The sequence below is a fragment of the Microtetraspora sp. NBRC 16547 genome (genome assembly GCF_030268965.1).
Lineage (GTDB): Bacteria > Actinomycetota > Actinomycetes > Streptosporangiales > Streptosporangiaceae > Microtetraspora.
The window spans coordinates 70,283-86,040 of record NZ_BSSE01000012.1 but is presented as its reverse complement, the minus strand read 5'-3'; the positions used below and the strand labels follow the sequence as shown (position 1 = coordinate 86,040).

Annotated in this window: 15 protein-coding genes; 7 read left to right on the top strand and 8 right to left on the bottom strand. The window is 68.0% G+C overall.

All coding sequences use genetic code 11. From position 1 onward, the window contains the following. Position 1: 1 nt before the first annotated feature. Positions 2 to 1,123 carry a GumC domain-containing protein gene (locus QSK17_RS17995; RefSeq protein WP_285705994.1) on the top strand — a complete coding sequence of 374 codons (1,122 nt, stop codon included), beginning with the start codon at positions 2 to 4 and terminating at the stop codon, positions 1,121 to 1,123. Here QSK17_RS17995 and rfbD read toward each other — a convergent pair. From rfbD to QSK17_RS17975, 4 genes are read right to left on the bottom strand one after another with little or no spacing between them, the layout of a single operon-like run. Then, positions 1,107 to 1,949 carry a dTDP-4-dehydrorhamnose reductase gene (gene rfbD, locus QSK17_RS17990; protein ID WP_285705993.1) on the bottom strand — a complete coding sequence of 281 codons (843 nt, stop codon included), beginning with the start codon at positions 1,947 to 1,949 and terminating at the stop codon, positions 1,107 to 1,109. The genes QSK17_RS17995 and rfbD overlap by 17 nt on opposite strands. Continuing rightward, the gene (rfbB, locus tag QSK17_RS17985; protein ID WP_285705991.1) at positions 1,949 to 2,917 is read right to left on the bottom strand and encodes a dTDP-glucose 4,6-dehydratase; all 969 of its coding nucleotides are present in this window, start codon (positions 2,915 to 2,917) and stop codon (positions 1,949 to 1,951) included. The genes rfbD and rfbB overlap by 1 nt, the downstream gene beginning before the upstream one ends. Continuing rightward, positions 2,914 to 3,981, bottom strand: coding sequence for a glucose-1-phosphate thymidylyltransferase (locus QSK17_RS17980; RefSeq protein WP_285705989.1), 1,068 nt, complete (start codon positions 3,979 to 3,981; stop codon positions 2,914 to 2,916). Before QSK17_RS17980 ends, rfbB begins: the two co-directional genes overlap by 4 nt. Position 3,982: 1 nt before the next feature. Further along, a complete protein-coding gene (locus tag QSK17_RS17975) occupies positions 3,983 to 5,350 on the bottom strand; it encodes a sugar transferase (protein ID WP_352231812.1) in 1,368 nt (455 codons plus the stop codon). A 668-nt stretch (positions 5,351 to 6,018) separates the two neighbouring features. Between QSK17_RS17975 and QSK17_RS17970 the strand changes: the two genes are divergently transcribed. Further along, positions 6,019 to 6,954: an LCP family protein gene (locus tag QSK17_RS17970; protein ID WP_285705987.1), complete on the top strand. Its 936-nt coding sequence runs from the start codon at positions 6,019 to 6,021 to the stop codon at positions 6,952 to 6,954. 54 nt (positions 6,955 to 7,008) lie between these two features. Here the strand turns inward: QSK17_RS17970 and QSK17_RS17965 are convergent, their stop codons facing one another. Further along, positions 7,009 to 7,581: a hypothetical protein gene (locus QSK17_RS17965; protein ID WP_285705986.1), complete on the bottom strand. Its 573-nt coding sequence runs from the start codon at positions 7,579 to 7,581 to the stop codon at positions 7,009 to 7,011. Positions 7,582 to 8,019: 438 nt separating this feature from the next. Here QSK17_RS17965 and QSK17_RS17960 point away from each other — a divergent pair, with 438 nt between their 5' ends. Together QSK17_RS17960 and QSK17_RS17955 are read left to right on the top strand one after the other, a co-directional pair. Continuing rightward, complete coding sequence (locus QSK17_RS17960; RefSeq protein ID WP_285705985.1) at positions 8,020 to 9,582, top strand: Rieske 2Fe-2S domain-containing protein; 1,563 nt, start codon at positions 8,020 to 8,022, stop codon at positions 9,580 to 9,582. Positions 9,583 to 9,667: 85 nt separating this feature from the next. Continuing rightward, positions 9,668 to 10,405 carry a YdcF family protein gene (locus QSK17_RS17955; protein WP_285705984.1) on the top strand — a complete coding sequence of 246 codons (738 nt, stop codon included), beginning with the start codon at positions 9,668 to 9,670 and terminating at the stop codon, positions 10,403 to 10,405. Here QSK17_RS17955 and QSK17_RS17950 read toward each other — a convergent pair. Together QSK17_RS17950 and QSK17_RS17945 are read right to left on the bottom strand one after the other, a co-directional pair. Then, on the bottom strand, positions 10,374 to 10,988 hold the full coding sequence (locus QSK17_RS17950; protein ID WP_285705983.1) for a GntR family transcriptional regulator: 615 nt from the start codon (positions 10,986 to 10,988) through the stop codon (positions 10,374 to 10,376). The genes QSK17_RS17955 and QSK17_RS17950 overlap by 32 nt on opposite strands. Further along, positions 10,985 to 12,022 (bottom strand): EamA family transporter, encoded by a 1,038-nt coding sequence (locus tag QSK17_RS17945; protein ID WP_285705981.1) that lies wholly within the window; start codon positions 12,020 to 12,022, stop codon positions 10,985 to 10,987. The genes QSK17_RS17950 and QSK17_RS17945 overlap by 4 nt, the downstream gene beginning before the upstream one ends. A gap of 84 nt (positions 12,023 to 12,106) precedes the next feature. Between QSK17_RS17945 and QSK17_RS17940 the strand changes: the two genes are divergently transcribed. The 3 genes from QSK17_RS17940 (at position 12,107) to QSK17_RS17930 (ending at position 15,132) form a co-directional block, all read left to right on the top strand. Then, a complete protein-coding gene (locus tag QSK17_RS17940; protein ID WP_285705980.1) occupies positions 12,107 to 12,496 on the top strand; it encodes a barstar family protein in 390 nt (129 codons plus the stop codon). 180 nt (positions 12,497 to 12,676) lie between these two features. Then, positions 12,677 to 14,782: a sensor histidine kinase gene (locus QSK17_RS17935; protein WP_285705979.1), complete on the top strand. Its 2,106-nt coding sequence runs from the start codon at positions 12,677 to 12,679 to the stop codon at positions 14,780 to 14,782. After that, complete coding sequence (locus QSK17_RS17930) at positions 14,779 to 15,132, top strand: DUF742 domain-containing protein (protein ID WP_285705977.1); 354 nt, start codon at positions 14,779 to 14,781, stop codon at positions 15,130 to 15,132. The genes QSK17_RS17935 and QSK17_RS17930 overlap by 4 nt, the downstream gene beginning before the upstream one ends. A gap of 151 nt (positions 15,133 to 15,283) precedes the next feature. Here QSK17_RS17930 and QSK17_RS17925 read toward each other — a convergent pair whose 3' ends face one another. Continuing rightward, on the bottom strand, positions 15,284 to 15,655 hold the full coding sequence (locus QSK17_RS17925) for a hypothetical protein (RefSeq protein ID WP_285705976.1): 372 nt from the start codon (positions 15,653 to 15,655) through the stop codon (positions 15,284 to 15,286). Positions 15,656 to 15,758: the final 103 nt, after the last annotated feature.

Genomic DNA, 15,758 nt, shown 5'->3' with positions numbered 1-15,758 from the left:
GGTGGCAACCGACGAGACTCAGGACACGGTGCCCGAGGTCGGGCTGCTCGAAGCAGTGTGGCGCTACCGCTGGTCCTCGCTTCTGCTCATCATCATGTCCGGACTGCTCGCGGCGGAAGCAAGCGTCCTGGTCTTCAACCAGGTCGACGCCGTCGCCCGCTTCGCCGTCACCGACCCGCGAAGCACCACGTTCCTCCGCCAGGGTGTCTCCTCGGACAGCAGCTACATCGCCTACACGGCGCAACGCGCGGTGTTCGCTGAGTCCGAGAAAGTGCTCACCCGCGGACAGCAGATCCTCATGACCAAGCAGTCATACAAGATCGATCTAGAAGATCTGCGCGACTCGGTGCAGGCCTCTCCCGGGTCCAGCGGCGGCATCATCGAGGTGCAGGCCAGCGCGAGAACCGACCGGGAGGCCGCGAACATCGCCAACGCCATCGTCGAGGCGTACCAGGAACTCACCGCCGCCGCCGCCGAAGCCGACCAGGCCAAGCTGCTCAAGAGCATCAAAGCCACCCAGGCCCAGGTCCGCACCAACCTCAAGGCGACTCCCGCGGGGAGCGCGCTGGCGACCTCTCTTGCCGAGGTCCTCGCGCAACTCCAGCTCAAGGAGAGCGACGCCCAGATCGACCTGGCCACCTACAACAGCGGAACACGCTTCGTCGACCAGGCCAACCCGCAGCGGATCAGCTCGAGCAAGCTGCCGAAGAACGTCGCGATCGGGCTGGCGCTCGGCGTGCTCATCGCGATCGTGATCGCGTTCCTGCGCGCGACCAATCCCGTCACCCGGGTGCACCGCGCGACCGCCACGGGCCAGCGCAAACGCCGGCGGCGCTTCACGTCGGCCGAGCGGTCCCAGCCGGGCCGGCCCGCGAAGGACGCGGATGAGGCCCGGTCTGCCGGGCGATCTCAGCCGCCCCGGACCGCGCAGGACCAGGTCAAGGACCCGGTCGAGGGCCTGGTCGAGAATCCGGTCGAGAATCCGGCCGAGGACGATGACGCCGACACCGGCGTCTTCGATCGCGACGCCCTGCTCTCCTATGAGAGGAACATCTCCGAGCGAGAGCTCGACGATCTCCGCGTGGTGATCGACACGAGCGACGAGGCTAAGTCACCGCGCTGATCCGCGGCCAGGCCGCGTGGAGCGCCTCTCGCCAGTCGCGGATCGGCGACAGCCCCTCCTTCTCCCATCTCGCGTGGCCCAGGACGCTGTACGCGGGACGGGCGGCGGGCCTCCTGAGGGTGGCGCTGGAGGTGGGCCGGACCCGGTCCGGGTCGGCGCCGAGCAGGGTGAAGACCTCACGGGCGAGGCCGTACCAGGTCGTCTCGCCGGAGCTGGTGCCGTGGTAGACACCCGGCTCGGCCCGGGAGCGCGCCAGCCGTACGAGCTGCTCCGCCAGGTCGGCCGTCCAGGTCGGCTGGCCGCGCTGGTCGTCCACGACATCGACCGTCCGGTGCTCGCCGGCCAGCCGGATCATCGTGCGGACGAAGTTCGGGCCCGCGGCGCCGTACAGCCACGCCGTGCGGACCACGTATCCCCCGTGTTCGAGCGCCGCCCACTCTCCCGCGAGCTTGGTCCGGCCGTAGGCGTTGATCGGCGCGGTCGGCGCGTCCTCCTCGAACGGGTGGGAGGACACTCCCGAGAAGACGTAGTCAGTGGAGAGCTGCACGAACCGGGCGCCGAGCTTCGCGGCGTAGGCGGCGAGCGGCTGGACCGCGTGGCCGTTGACGGCGAGTGCCTCGTCCTCGCGGGACTCGGCGGCGTCCACGGCCGTCCAGGCCGCGCAGTTCACCACGACATCCGGGCGATATGCCAGGAAACACCGCCAAACGGCTACATCATCGCGGATGTCCAGGTCGGCCCGGCCCAGCGCGAGCGCGTCACCGCCGAGACGCCGTACGAGGTCGGCGGCGAGCATCCCGCCGCCGCCCGTGATCAACCACCGCATCAGCGCGCCCCGAGGAGGGGCGACCACCACTCCCGGTTCTCGACATACCAGGCGATCGTGTGCTTGAGCCCGTCGCCGAAGCCGATCGAGGGGCGGTAGCCGAGGCCGCGGAGCTTGGCGTCGTTCAGCGAGTAACGCCGGTCGTGGCCCTTACGGTCCTCCACGTACGCGACCATGTCCCAACCACAGCCGAAGGCCTCCAGCAACCGTCCGGTGAGCTCCTTGTTCGTCAGTTCCGCGGTCCCGGCGATGTGGTAGATCTCGCCGGGCGCCCCGCGCTCCACGACGAGCTGGATGCCCGAGCAGTGGTCGCTGACGTGGACCCAGTCCCGGATGTTGCCGCCGTCGCCGTAGAGGGGGACCTTGCGTCCCTCCATGAGCCTGGTGATGAACAGCGGGACGAGCTTCTCGGGGAACTGGTGGGGGCCGTAGTTGTTCCCGCAGCGGGTGATCGACACCGGCAGCCCGTGCGTGACGCCGTACGCCTGCGCGACCAGGTCGGCCCCCGCCTTCGAGGCGGAGTACGGCGAGCGCGGACGCAGCGGCGCCTCCTCGTCCCAGGATCCGGACTCGATCGACCCGTAGACCTCGTCCGTCGACACCTGGACGACCTTGGACACACCCGCGTCCAGGCAGGCCTGCATGAGGGTCTGCGTGCCGAGCACATTGGTCCGCACGAACGCGGCCGCGCCGTCGATCGACCGGTCCACGTGCGATTCGGCCGCGAAGTTGACGACGACGTCGTGACCCGGAACGACCTCGGCGAGCAGTTCGGCGTCACAGATGTCCCCGTGGACGAACTCGTATCCGTCGGAGACCGGTTCCAGATTGGCCGGGTTGCCGGCATATGTCAGCCTGTCCAGCACGGTGACCCGCGCCCCCGCGAAGGCCGGATAACCACCGGACACAAGGGTTCGGACATAGTACGAGCCGATGAAGCCGGCTCCCCCGGTGACGAGGATCCTCACGATGAAATCTGCACCTTACTGTGATCGCCGAGCACCAGCCGGTGGGCGCGGGGAGTGTTGGGCGCGGGGGTGACCTCGACGTCCTTGCCGATGAGGGACGCCTCTACCCGGCGGACGCCGGTGATCGAGGAGCGGGACAGCACGATGGAGTACTCGATCTCGCTGTCCGCGATGACGCAGTCGGTGTCGATGGAGGTGAACGGACCGACGTAGGAGTCGCTCACCCGGGTCCCGGCGCCGATGAGCGCCGGTCCGACGATCCGCGAGTCGCGAACGACGGCGCCCTTCTCGATCACGACCCGCCCGATCAGCTCGCTGTTCCCCTCGACCCGCCCGTGCACGGCCGGCTCCAGCGACTCCAGGACGAGGCGGTTGACCTCCAGCATGTCGTCGACGTTCCCGGTGTCCTTCCAATATCCGGAGATCACCGTCGACTCCACCCGATGGCCCGCGTCGATCAGCCACTGGATGGCATCGGTGATCTCCAGCTCGCCCCGCCCGGACGGCTTGAGCTCCGCCACGGCCTCATGCACCGCCGCCGTGAAGAGGTAGACGCCGACCAGAGCCAGATCACTCTTCGGCGACTCGGGTTTCTCCTCAAGGCGCACCACGCGACCCCGGGCATCCAGTTCGGCGACCCCGAAACTCCGCGGGTCGGGAACCTGGGTGAGCATGATCTGAGCGGCGGGCCGTTCGGCCTTGAAACGGTCGACGAGGGGGATGATCCCGCCGACCACGAAGTTGTCCCCCAGGTACATGACGAAGTCGTCGTCGGCGAGGTAGTCGGATGCGATCAGCACGGCATGGGCGAGACCGAGCGGCGCCTCCTGGCGCAGGTAGGTCACGTCGAGCCCGAGATCGGAGCCGTCGCCGACGGCTGCCTCGATCTCCATGTGGGTTTCCCCGACCACGATGCCGACGTCGCGGATACCCGCCGCCGCGATCGCCTCGAGTCCGTAGAAGAGCACCGGTTTGTTGGCCACCGGCAGGAGCTGCTTGGCCGAGGTGTGCGTGATGGGCCGCAGGCGCGTGCCGGACCCACCCGCGAGAACGAGCGCCTTCACCCTAGTAGGCCCCTTGTCCGCTGATGACCGCAGACCATGTCTTCCAGAGGATCTGGAGGTCCATGACGAGCGACCAGTTCTCCACATATCGCAGGTCCAGCCGTACCGACTCTTCCCAGGACAGATCGGACCGGCCGCTCACCTGCCAGAGCCCCGTCATCCCCGGCTTGACCAGCAGTCGCCGCCGCACGTCGTCGCCGTACTGCGCCACCTCGTCGGGCAGGGGCGGCCGGGGCCCCACGAGGGACATCTCGCCGCGCAGCACATTGATCAGCTGCGCGAGCTCGTCCAGGGAGTACCTGCGCAGCCAGGCACCCACCGGCGTGATCCGCGGGTCCTTTCTCAGTTTGAAGAGCACGCCGTTGCCCTCGTTGCGTCTCAGCAGTTCCCCCTTCATCGCCTCGGCGTCCGGCACCATGGTCCGGAACTTGAAGACGGTGAACTCCTCGCCGCCCTTGCCTACCCGCCTCTGCCGGAAAAGGACCGACCCCCTGCTGTCGCCGATGATCACCAAACTGATCACCAACATGACCGGCAGCAGAACGAGCAGCATCACCGCCGCGACGACACGGTCGAAGATGCTCTTCACGACCTGCCGCACTCCTCTCAGGTCGGGGTGCGCCACGTGGAGCAGCGGCAGCCCGGCGACCGGCCGGATGCGGATACGGGGCCCGGCGACCTCCATCAACGCCGAGGCGACGTAGAGGTCGATGCCGGTCTCCTCCAACTGCCAGGCCAGGCGACGCAGCGCCGTACCGTCGAGTTCGGGACAGGACAGGACCGCGACCGTGTCCGCCCGCACTTTCCGCGCGACCTCGGCGACGTTGGTGAAGTCACCCAGCACCGGTAACCCCTCGAACTGGGCGGACAGGTCCATGTGCTGCCGTCGCGGAACGCAGGCCGCGACGATCCGCAGACCGTGATGGCGTTCGCGGTTCAGTTGCCCGTGCAGTTCGAGCACCGCGCCCCAGTGGCCGACCACGACGACGCGGCTGAGGCATTCCCCTTCGCGGCGCCGTTGGTGGAGCCGCTTGCGGAGGCGGTACCGCCACATGAAACAGATCACGCCGGCGAGCGGGATGGCGATCATCACATAGCTGCGCGCTATCGGGGTGCGAGTGAGGTACGCGGAGATCGCCACGACCGAGGCGAGAATCCCCGCGGCGTGGAAGACCTTGCGATACTCCTCGGCGCCGTCTCCGATATTGCGCATGTCATGCCCGCCTATCAGGGCGATGACGAGCGGCCAGGTAGCGACGAGAGAGGCCGCGAGAACACCTTCCAACGCCTCGAGTTCTCCGATGAGGGCCCGGACCGCCAGGACGCCGGAGATCGCCACCCCACCGCCGGCGGCATCACCCGCCACCATCCGGCGAATGTATCGCCGTGGCCAGTCGGCTCTGCTCGCCCCCCACGCGAGCACAGCATCATCAACGGCAACGCCCATACGTCCTCGCCCCTCGGCCCTCGCCGGATCCCTCTCAGTCGATCTTTATGAAGACGCGCAGCGACACGATCGGTTCACCAAGACCCACAAAATTCACGCATTGGAGCGTTCCTAGTGATACCGGAGATTAGGGCGAAGTTCATCTTTGCGGCCACATGTGGCCATATCTGTTGCCAGACGCGGGGAAGCACTTCACGATGGACGCCATCCATTTACGGCAAATGGACGCATTAGCTAGGATTCATCCTTTTTAGTGGCGTATATCCACTTAAGGGCGAAATGCCGTGTTTGTGATTCGGGTGACGGAAGTTGCGATCCGCCATCGGACGTGCGCTCGGCCGGTACTCGGCGACGGCCCGGGAACGACCACGGCCGCGGTCCCTGATCCACCGATCCGCCGATCCACTGGTCCACCGATCCGCCGATCCGGACCCGACCCTTACGACTAACGGATCTTATGGGTATTTTCTTGACAGAAACGGACCCAACGCATTGGACCCCCCGTGACGACTTCGCCAGAACTCCCGATCCCCACGGACCCGCGACCGCCGACATCGCGCCGGCGCAGAGTACTGATCATCGTCTCTCTCGTGGTGCTGCTGCCGCTCGCGGCGCTGTTCGCACTGGTGATGCAGCGCCAGTACGTCTACGACAGCAACATCCAGCGCGTTCAGGACGTCTTCCCCGCGGAGCCGGATCGGCCGGCCAAGACGGTCGGGCCGGCGCAGAACTGGCTGATCGTGGGGGCCGACCGACGTCCCGGCGAAAGCGGATACCAGAGGTCCGACAGCATCATGATCGCGCACATTCCCGCGAACAGGGAGCGGGTCTTCCTGATCAGCATCCCGCGCGACTCCTACGTCACGATTCCGGGCCACGGCAAGGACAAGATCAACGCCGCGTACGCCTACGGTGGTCCCCGCCTGCTCATCTCGACGATCGAGAAGCTCGTCGGCGTGCGGATCGACCATTTCGCGGCGCTCGATTTCACCGGCTTCGTCGCGATGACCAAGGCCCTCGGAGGCGTCGAGGTCTACGTGTCACGGGACTCGTACGACTCGGCCAACAAGATCACCTGGCGGCAGGGGAACACCAGCCTCGACGGCGAACGGGCCCTGCTGTTCGTACGGCAGCGCTACGGCCTGCCCGGCGGGGACTTCGACCGCATCAAGCGCCAGCAGGCCTTCCTCCGGGCGATGACGCAGAAGGCCGTCAGCAAGGGCACCCTGACCGATCCCTTAGCGCTCGACGCGTTCCTGCAGGCGCTGACCACGTCGGTGACCGTGGACTCCGACGTCACCATCAGCACGCTTCGAACCCTGGCGTTCGAACTGCGCGGCGTCAGAGGCAGCGACATACTCTCCGCCACCATTCCCTTCGAGGGGACCGACATGGTCAAGGGAGCGAGCATCGTCCGGCTCGACGCCCGCGAAGGTGCCCTGCTGGCCGAGGCGATGCGGAACGACACCCTGGACCGCTACTTCTCCGACAACGGCGGGCTCAACGTCACCTCGGCCGTCAATTGACGACCACGGGAGGACGCCGGCGTCGGCACTTGACCACGGGCCGGCCACCTGGGCTCAGTCGTAATCGAAGTCCGGAAGCGGCGAAGGGGGATCGGGGCTGCGCCAGACGACGACATATCCGTCGTCAGCCGCCTCGACCGCCGAGCTGAGCCGGCCGAGATCGAAGTTGGGCAGGTATCTCAACCGAGCCAGGAAGGTCGCGTCCGTCGCCGAACGGGGAACCACACATCCCTCGCCGTCACGGTCGAGCAGGACGATCAGAACGTCGGCGTGCTCGTCGAGGTGCCGGTCGGCGTGCTGGTCGATGGACTCATCGGCCCGTCGGCCAGCCTGTTGATCAGCGTTCCGGTCGGCATGCTGGTCGATGGACTCATCGGCCCGTCGGCCAACCTGCTGATCAGCGTTCCGGTCGGCATTCCGGTCGGCATTCCGGTCGGCATTTCGGTCAGAGAGACCGCCGACGCGCACCTCGACGACGTCCTCCCACGCGAGGGCCTCGACGCTGCCGTCGGCATAGTGACGGGCCACGCCCTCTTCCGTGACGTACACGTAGGACTCAGGCATGGACTCAGGCATGGACTCCGTTAGGGACTCCGGCAGGGACTCCGGCACTGTGTTGCCGTGCATGGGCGGATTGTGACTACATCTGAGCGCCCTGTGCAAGGGGAGTGTAAGAACGCGGACGCGCTCGCCGGGTCGAGCTGTGCCCGGAGGAGCGGGCCGCCGGCCCCACCGCCGCCGACGACATGACGCTCCCGGTGCGGGCAGACAGGGCGAGGCGTCATACCGTGGCCGTTTCCCGTCGAGGCCGTCAATCGCCTGATAACTCCCGTCTATACATCTAATAACCCGCACACCACAGAATTTTTCGCCATTGTTTCGATACCGACTCCCCTCGCCTGCCCCGACTTCGTGGTTCTTTACGGAAGTCTTAGTTTGAGGATCGAAAACACCATCCTGGCCGCTCACCTCGCATGATTGACTTCGAGGAGTAACCATCCGATGACCTAGCGGGCATGCGCCTTCCCGCCACTGCGGCATGCCCGGGTGAGGAAGAACAAGGCCATGGCAACCCTTACCTCCATCGGCCACGCCGGGCTGGCCATCGAAAGCTCTGCGTTCACCTTGGTGTGCGACCCCTGGATGAGCCCGTACGGAGCCTATCTGGGGTCATGGTTCCAGTTCCCGCGTAACGATCACCTCGATATCACGAGCCTGACCTCGGCGACCTACGTGGCGATCTCACATGAACATCTCGACCATATGGACTCCTGGTTTCTCGAACGGCTCAGCGACGAAACCACGGTATTGATCCCCGCATATCCATCGAACACATTCGCCGACCGCATTCGCGAGTGCGGCGTCAAAAAGATCATCGAAATCAACTCGTGGGAGCCGTTTCCGCTGGACAACGGTGATTCCTGGATCACGACCATCCCTCAGCTGTCCCCGATGTACCACGATTCGGCGTTCCTCATCGTGGCCGAGGGCAGGTCGGTGTTGAACTGCAACGACGCCAAATTGATCGCTTCGCAGACCCGCCGCGCCAAGCATCTGGCAGGCGGTCGGCTCGACGTCATGGCCGTGCAGGCGTCGTCGGCGACCTGGCATCCGATGTGTTACTCGTACCCCATGGAGGAGCAGCGGCGCATCGCCATGGAGAAGCGGATCTCCAAGCTGCGCGCCGTTCAACGTCTGATACGCGCCACGGCGCCGGAACTGGCCGTCCCCTTCGCCGGCCCGCCCTGCTTCCTCGACCCGGAACTGCGCGACATAAACTGGGTGCTGGACACCGAGCACGGGGCCTTCGTCCACCCGGAAGCCGCCAAGAGCTGGCTGAGCGAGCACCTGCCCGGACAAGCCTGGGAGACATTGAGGCCAGGCGACCGGATCGATCTGGAGACCGGCGACGTGGTACGGGACCCCGTGTCGGCGGAGTTCGACTTCACCGAGGAAGTCGAGGAGTACATCCAGAACTACGCGGAGCACCGGGCCGAAATCATCGAGAAGATCGGGGTCACGTACCCGGAGCCGGGCCCCGACTTCCCCGAGCGCTTCGTCAACCACTTCGTCCGGTTGGGCACGCTCAGCAGCTACTTCCTCGAGCAGATCGACATGACGGTCCGGTTCGAGATCACGGGGCCGAACGGCGGCGTCTGGGACGTCCGGATGAACGCGGACGGCCTGGCCATCGGCCCCGCGACCACCGAAAAGCCCGGCTACACGATCATCGTGCAGGGGCGCTGGGTCGAGCCCATCCTGACCGGCGACGTCGCGTGGGAGGACCTGCTGCTTTCCCTGCGGCTTCGCCTGGACCGCGACCCCGACGTGTACAACGGCTACCTGGCCGGACTGCTCAAGCACGCCAACGCGCCGGCCCTGCAGGCCGTCGAGGAATACGAGACCGGCAGAGACGAGACCGAGCGCATCACCGTCACCGATGGCGGCCGGACGTTCGAGATCGGCAGGTACTGCCCGCACGCGGGCGAGGACCTGTCCATCAGCGCCATCATCGAGGACGGCAAGGTCTACTGTCTCGGTCACAACTTCACCTTCGACCTGGTCACGGGAGAGTGTGTGAACGCGCGCTGTACCCCCCTGGCCACCCGCGAGATATCGACGTCCTGAGCACGACCGCCGCGCGGCATCGAGAACCTCCGGCGGACGACGCCGGAGGTTCTCACGCCTCCGCGACGGTGACCGGGGAGCGACCGTGACCGACAACCAGACCGACAACCAGCAGGCCATCACCGAAGAACACCGGCAGCAGGCGAAGCTGATCTGGGACTACCACCAGATGCGCCATTCGCCGCGGCCCTGCGATGTGGCGATCGGCCTGGGCAGCCACGACCTCGGCGTCGCCACGTTCTCCGCCCAGCTGTATCACGAGGGCATGTTCCCCCGTCTGGTCTTCACCGGCGGCAACAGCCCAGGCACCCTCGCCTGGTTCCCTCGTGGGGAGGCGGTGCACTTTCGCGAGCACGCCCTGCGACTCGGCGTCCCGGACGACGTGATCCTGCTGGAGCCGAGCGCCACCAACACCGGGGAGAACATCACTCTGTCGCGTAAGGTGCTGGCCTCCGCCGGGATCCACCCTCAGTCGGTGCTGCTCATCTCCAAGCCGTACATGGAGCGCCGCTCGTTCGCCACCGCTCGCAAGCTGTGGCCCGAAGTCGAGGTCGTGTGCGCCTCAGCGCCGTTGGCACTCGACGACTATGTCACGACCATCAGCGACGAGAAGCTCGTCATCGACATGCTCGTCGGCGACATGCAGCGCGTCATCGTGTATCCCGAGCGCGGGTTCTCCATCGCCCAGGAGGTTCCGGAGGTCGTGCGTGCCGCCTACGAGGCGCTCGTTCACGCCGGTTTCGACAGCCGGCTCCTGACCGGAACCCGCCACTCACCAGGCGATGTGGCGGTCACGATTCGCGCCAGTGCAGATGGTCCCTGACGGCCCGCCTGGCCGCGTCCATGGGTCCGTGCGCGATGGTCTCCAGGAGGTCGCGATGCTCGCTGACCAGCTCGTCCCTGTCCGGGTAGACGTCGCGGAGCCGGACCAGGCCGAGGCGGCTCTCGGCGGCGAGCGCACCGTAGAGGCGTTCCAGGCGGGGGCTGCCAACTGCCAGGATGAGCGCCTCGTGCAGCGCCATGTGCTCAGCCACCACGGCCGCCCAGGGTGCGTCGGGCGGCAGGGCGCCCATACGGTCGAGCGCCGCCTCGGCCTCGGGCACCCGGCGCCCCGCGACGGCCTGGGCCATCAGGTCCTCAAGCGGGCGCCGCACGTACATGAGGTCGGCGAGGTCCGCCAGGGTGACCTCGGGCACGTACGCGCTGCGATTGCGCTCGCGCCGGAGCAGCCCTTCGTGGACGAGCACGGCGAGGGCCTCACGGACGGTGGGCCGGGCCACGCCGTACCGTGCCGAGAGCTCCTGCTCGGGCAGGGACGCGCCGGGGCCGATGTCCCCGGAGAGCACGCGCTCGCGGAGCGCCGCGGCCAGGGCCTGCACGGTGGAGACGGGGCGGAGGGATGTCACGCTGACGAGCTTAGGGTCGCGGGGACCGGGGACGCGGGGTCACGTGGGCTCCGGTCGGGCAGCGCCACGACCACCAGGCTCGCGGCGAGCAGCACGAGCCCGCCCCAGGAGATCGCCGACAGGTGCTCGTGCAGTACGACGAGGCCGAGGATCGCCGCGACGGCCGGCTCGGCCAGGGCGAGCGTGGCGGCGGTGGCCACCGGGGTCGTCCGCAGGCCCCTGCCGTACAGGACGTAGGCCAACGCGGTGGTGGCGCAGCCCAGGTAGAGCGCGGTGAGCAGGCCACGCGGCTCGACCAGCCAGCCGGGTCCGGTCGCGACGAGCACGGGCAGCATGATCAGGCCGGCCGCGCCGAACAGCGCGCCCATGACCGTGTCCGACCCCATCCCCGCACCGATCGCCCGGGCCGCCGTGACCGCGTAGAACGCGTACAGCAGGCCGCCGAGCAGGGCGAGCGCGATCCCGCCCGCGTCGGCGCCGCCCGCTCCCCCACCCGTGATCAGCACGGCGCAGCCGGCGATCGCGGCGACCGTCGCCATCGCCCACCGGCGGCTCGGCCGGGTCCGGTCGAGGAGCCAGGACAGCAGCCCGGTGAAGACCGGCCCGCTACCGATGGCGACGACGGTGCCGATGGCGACCCCGGTCCGGGCGACTGCGGCGAAGAAGCAGAGCTGATACGCCGCGACGGCCAGCCCGCCGGCCGCGAGGAGGCTCTTCGGCGCGCGGGTCACGCGGGCGCCCCTTCCCGGGTTCGGCCCCGGGTTCGGCCCCGCGTCCGCGGCTGAACCGGCGGGTGAACCGGCGGGTGAACCGGCGACCGATCTGGTGGCTGATCCGGTGGCTGATCCGGTGGCTGATCCGGTGGCTGATCCGATGGCGCGCATCGCGACGACGGCGAGCACGGTTCCGCCGATGACGAGGCGGGCGGCGGCGAGCGAGATGGAGCCCGCGGGCGCGAGCGCCCCCACGGTGCCCGCCGTACCCCACAGGACGGCCGCGGCGACGACGGTCAGGGAACCGGATCGCTGAGTCATCCTCCGATTGTCTGACAACCAGACAAAGATGTCCACCGGCGCGGTTCCGTGCCTCTGACCTGGGCGATCGCTAGCCTGGGCCGCATGACGCAGTCAAGGGTCGCGGGACAGTTCATCAAGGCGCCGACCGGGATGGGAGTCGCGGCGGCGATCAGGCAGGCCAGGCTCCGGGGTGGCACGCCGCACGTGCTGGACGGATCCGGCGCGCAGAGTTCGGCGGCCATGTTGGAGGCGATCGCCCGGACCCTCGACTTCCCGGAGGACTTCGGACACAACTTCGACGCCCTCTACGACTGCCTCACCGATCTGTCCTGGCTGCCCGCGGGCGAGCACGTGCTCATCTGGTCCAAGCCGTCGGCACTGCGGCGGGCCGACCCCACGGCGTACGACGCGCTCGGCAGCGTGCTGTCCGACGCCGTCGGCGACGGGGCCTCCGGCAAGGTCGCCCTCTCGGTGACGATGCTCGCCAACTGAAACGATCCCGCCGGAATTCCGCCGGAATTCCGGCTGATTCCCAACCGAAGCGTTCGAGCGCGTTCGTCCACTCCGGCGGAAAGCTGCGCTTTCGTTAGATATCACCGCTGGTGACCACATCTCGCTCGTTGCTAGTGTTTCGCCCCGATTAACACAACTGTCATAGCGGGGCGAGGTCATATGGCTGGGCGCAGGCGTTCAATTCACGCCAAGATCTTCGCCATCATCCTGGTCCCGGTCACCGCCCTGGTGGCGGTCTGGGCGTACGGCTCCGCGATCACCGTGCAGGGCGGCCTGGAACTCCTCGAGATCAGGACCGTCTACGACAACGTGGTGATTCCCACGCAGCGCGTCATCGACGAACTGCAGACGGAACGTACCCTTTCCGCCGGGTATCTCGGCAGCAGGGCGGCGCCCCCCACCGGGCTCCAGGACCAGCGGCAGCGGACCGACGCGGCGGTGGCACTTTTGGGGCAGGTGTCCGTCCAGGCCAGGGACGCGACCCCCGACGCGATGTGGGGGCGGCTCCAGGAGCTCGTCACGCTTGCCCGAGGCCTGGGCAGCGTGCGCAAGCAGGTGGACGAGCGCGTGCTGTCGTCGGCGGAGGTCGTCGAGCACTACAGCTCCATCACCGAGGTGGGCTTCCAGGTCTACGACCGGCTCATGATCGCCGCAGATCTCGACATCATCCAGCAGGTCAAGGCGGTCATCCTGATCAGCCGGGCCCGCGAGACGATGAGCCAGCAGGCGGCCCTGCTCGCGGGGTCGCTCGCCTTCGGCCGTATGACCAAGGCGGAGTACGACGCCTACGGGAGAATGGCCGGCAAGCGCAAGCTTCTCTACGAGCTCGGCGTGGGGCAGCTCGACGCCGACCTCGCCGCGCCGTTCCTGACGCTGAACTCCTCGGCCACGTACCGGACGTTCAGCGCCATGGAGCACGAGGTCACGGACATCGCCGCGCCCAACCGGGCGCTTATCCCCGGGGCTCTCAGGTGGCGTGCCGCGAGCGAGGAGATGACGGTCTCCCTCGGCGGCCTTCTCAGCGAGGCGAGCCAGGAGATCGCCGACCGGGCCCTTCCCCTCGCGCAGACGGCGCTCTGGCGCATAGCCATCGCCGCCGGGGTGGGGCTGCTCGTGGTGGCGTTCAGCGTCTTCTACTCGATCAGGTTCGGGCGGAGGCTCACCGCCGAGTTGGTCGGGCTCGAGCGAGCCGCCATCGAGCTGGCCGACCGGCGGCTACCCTCCGTCGTCACCCGCCTGCGCCGCGGCGAGGGCGTCGACGTGTCCGCGGAGACGCCACCGGTCACCATCCCCGGTAGCACGGTCGAAGTGGAGCACGTCGCCGACGCGTTCACCTCGGTGCAGCGCACCGCCATCGAGGCCGCCGTCGACCAGGCGCGGATGCGCGAGGGCGTCAACAAGGTCTTCCTCAACCTCGCGCGCCGTAACCAGTCGCTGCTGCACCGGCAGCTGTCCATGCTGGACCAGCTGGAGCAGCAGGTGGTCGACCCCGACGTGCTGGACAGGCTGTTCGGGATCGACCACCTGACCACCCGCATGCGCCGCCACGCCGAGGGCCTGATCATCCTGTCCGGCGCCGCGCCCAGTCGCGGGTGGCGCTCTCCCGTCGCGCTGTTCGACGTCGTACGCGCGGCGGTCGAGCAGGTCGAGGACTACCTCCGGGTCGACGTCACGGTGCCGCACGGTCCGGCGCTGCTCGGCCCCGCCGCGACCGACATGATCCACCTGGTCGCCGAACTCGTGGAGAACGCGACGATCTTCTCGCCGCCGCACACCCAGGTGTACGTCCGCGGGGAGGTGGCGGCCAAGGGGTTCGCGCTGGAGATCGAGGACCGCGGCCTCGGCATCGGCGCCGACGAGATGGCGCGGCTCAACGCCAAGTTGGCCGATCCACCCGAGTTCGACCTCGCCGACAGCGGGCGGCTCGGCCTGTTCGTCGTCGGGCGGCTGGCCCGGCGGCACGGCGTCCGGGTCTCCCTGCGCACCTCACCGTACGGGGGGACCTCCGCGGTCGTGCTCGTCCCCGCGGACCTGATGGCCGAGAGCGGCACCCCGGAAGTCGAGGGCGGGATCCCGGCACACACCGTGGAGGGCAGCGGCTCGGAGCACGCGGTCGAGGGCAGGGTCCCGGCGCAGGGCCCGTCCACTGCCGGGCCCGCTCTCACGCGGACACCGCCCCCCAACGGCCTGCCCAGGCGGGTACGGCAGGCCAGCCTGGCACCCCAGTTGCGTCTCGGCCCCGAGCGGCGACAGGAGGAGTCGTGAGCGAGCAGGAGTACGGCCCGCTGCTGCGGCCCTACACCATCACGCGTGGCCGGACCCGTCCCACCGGCCCCGAGTTCGACCTGATGACGATCATCAGGACGGCGCCGTCGGCGTTCGACCGGGCGGCCGGGCTGACGCCCGAGCACCTGCGCATCCTCGACATCTGCCAGGCTTCCACCCCGCTGGTGGACCTGGCCTCCGAGAGCGGGCTCTCGGTCAACGTCCTGCGGATCCTTCTCGGCGACCTGCGGGACCAGGGCCTGATAACCGCTCGCCCGCAGGCATCGGTGGGCCACCTTCCGGAGGAACGGATCCTCCTCGAAGTGCTCCAGGGTCTCCGGGCGCTCTGACAGCGTGACATCCTGCGGGCGATCGCTTTTATCAAGAAGTCCGATTCGCACTATTTCGATTGAGAGCTACGCATTCCGCCGCGCCGTTCTCGGCCTGGCCGGCTCGCCGGGCGGTGGCGGAACACCCCGGATCCGCGGGGCCGGGTTCACGTCAGTTCCGGCCCTTGTAGAACGCGTAGCACTCCACCTCCGAGCGGCGGCGGGTCAGACCGCTGTGCACGGATTCCCGTACGCACCTCCTCTGGCGTGGGCTGAGCTTGAGCTTGCCGCACACGGTGACGCTGGAGTACGTCCGGCAGTCGAGGTTGGGGTTGGTCGCCCCGATGGTGTAGGTCCGCCGGACCTTCGCACGGCACTCCTCCCGGGCGGCCTTGGTGTCGGCGAACTTGCACTGGTTGATGAGGATCCGATATTGGCCCCGGTCGACCTGTTTCTTGCATGAGCCGTCCATCACGTGTCCGGCGCCGGCGGTAGCGAGCGTGGTCATCGCGGCGAGCGCCGCAACGCAGATGATCCTGTTCATAGCGCACCCCCACTGCTACCCAACGTTACATTCCGCCCATCTGGTGCGACCAGGTGGGATGCCGGATCACCGAGCGGCGTGCCGTGCCGTACGGACCGCGACG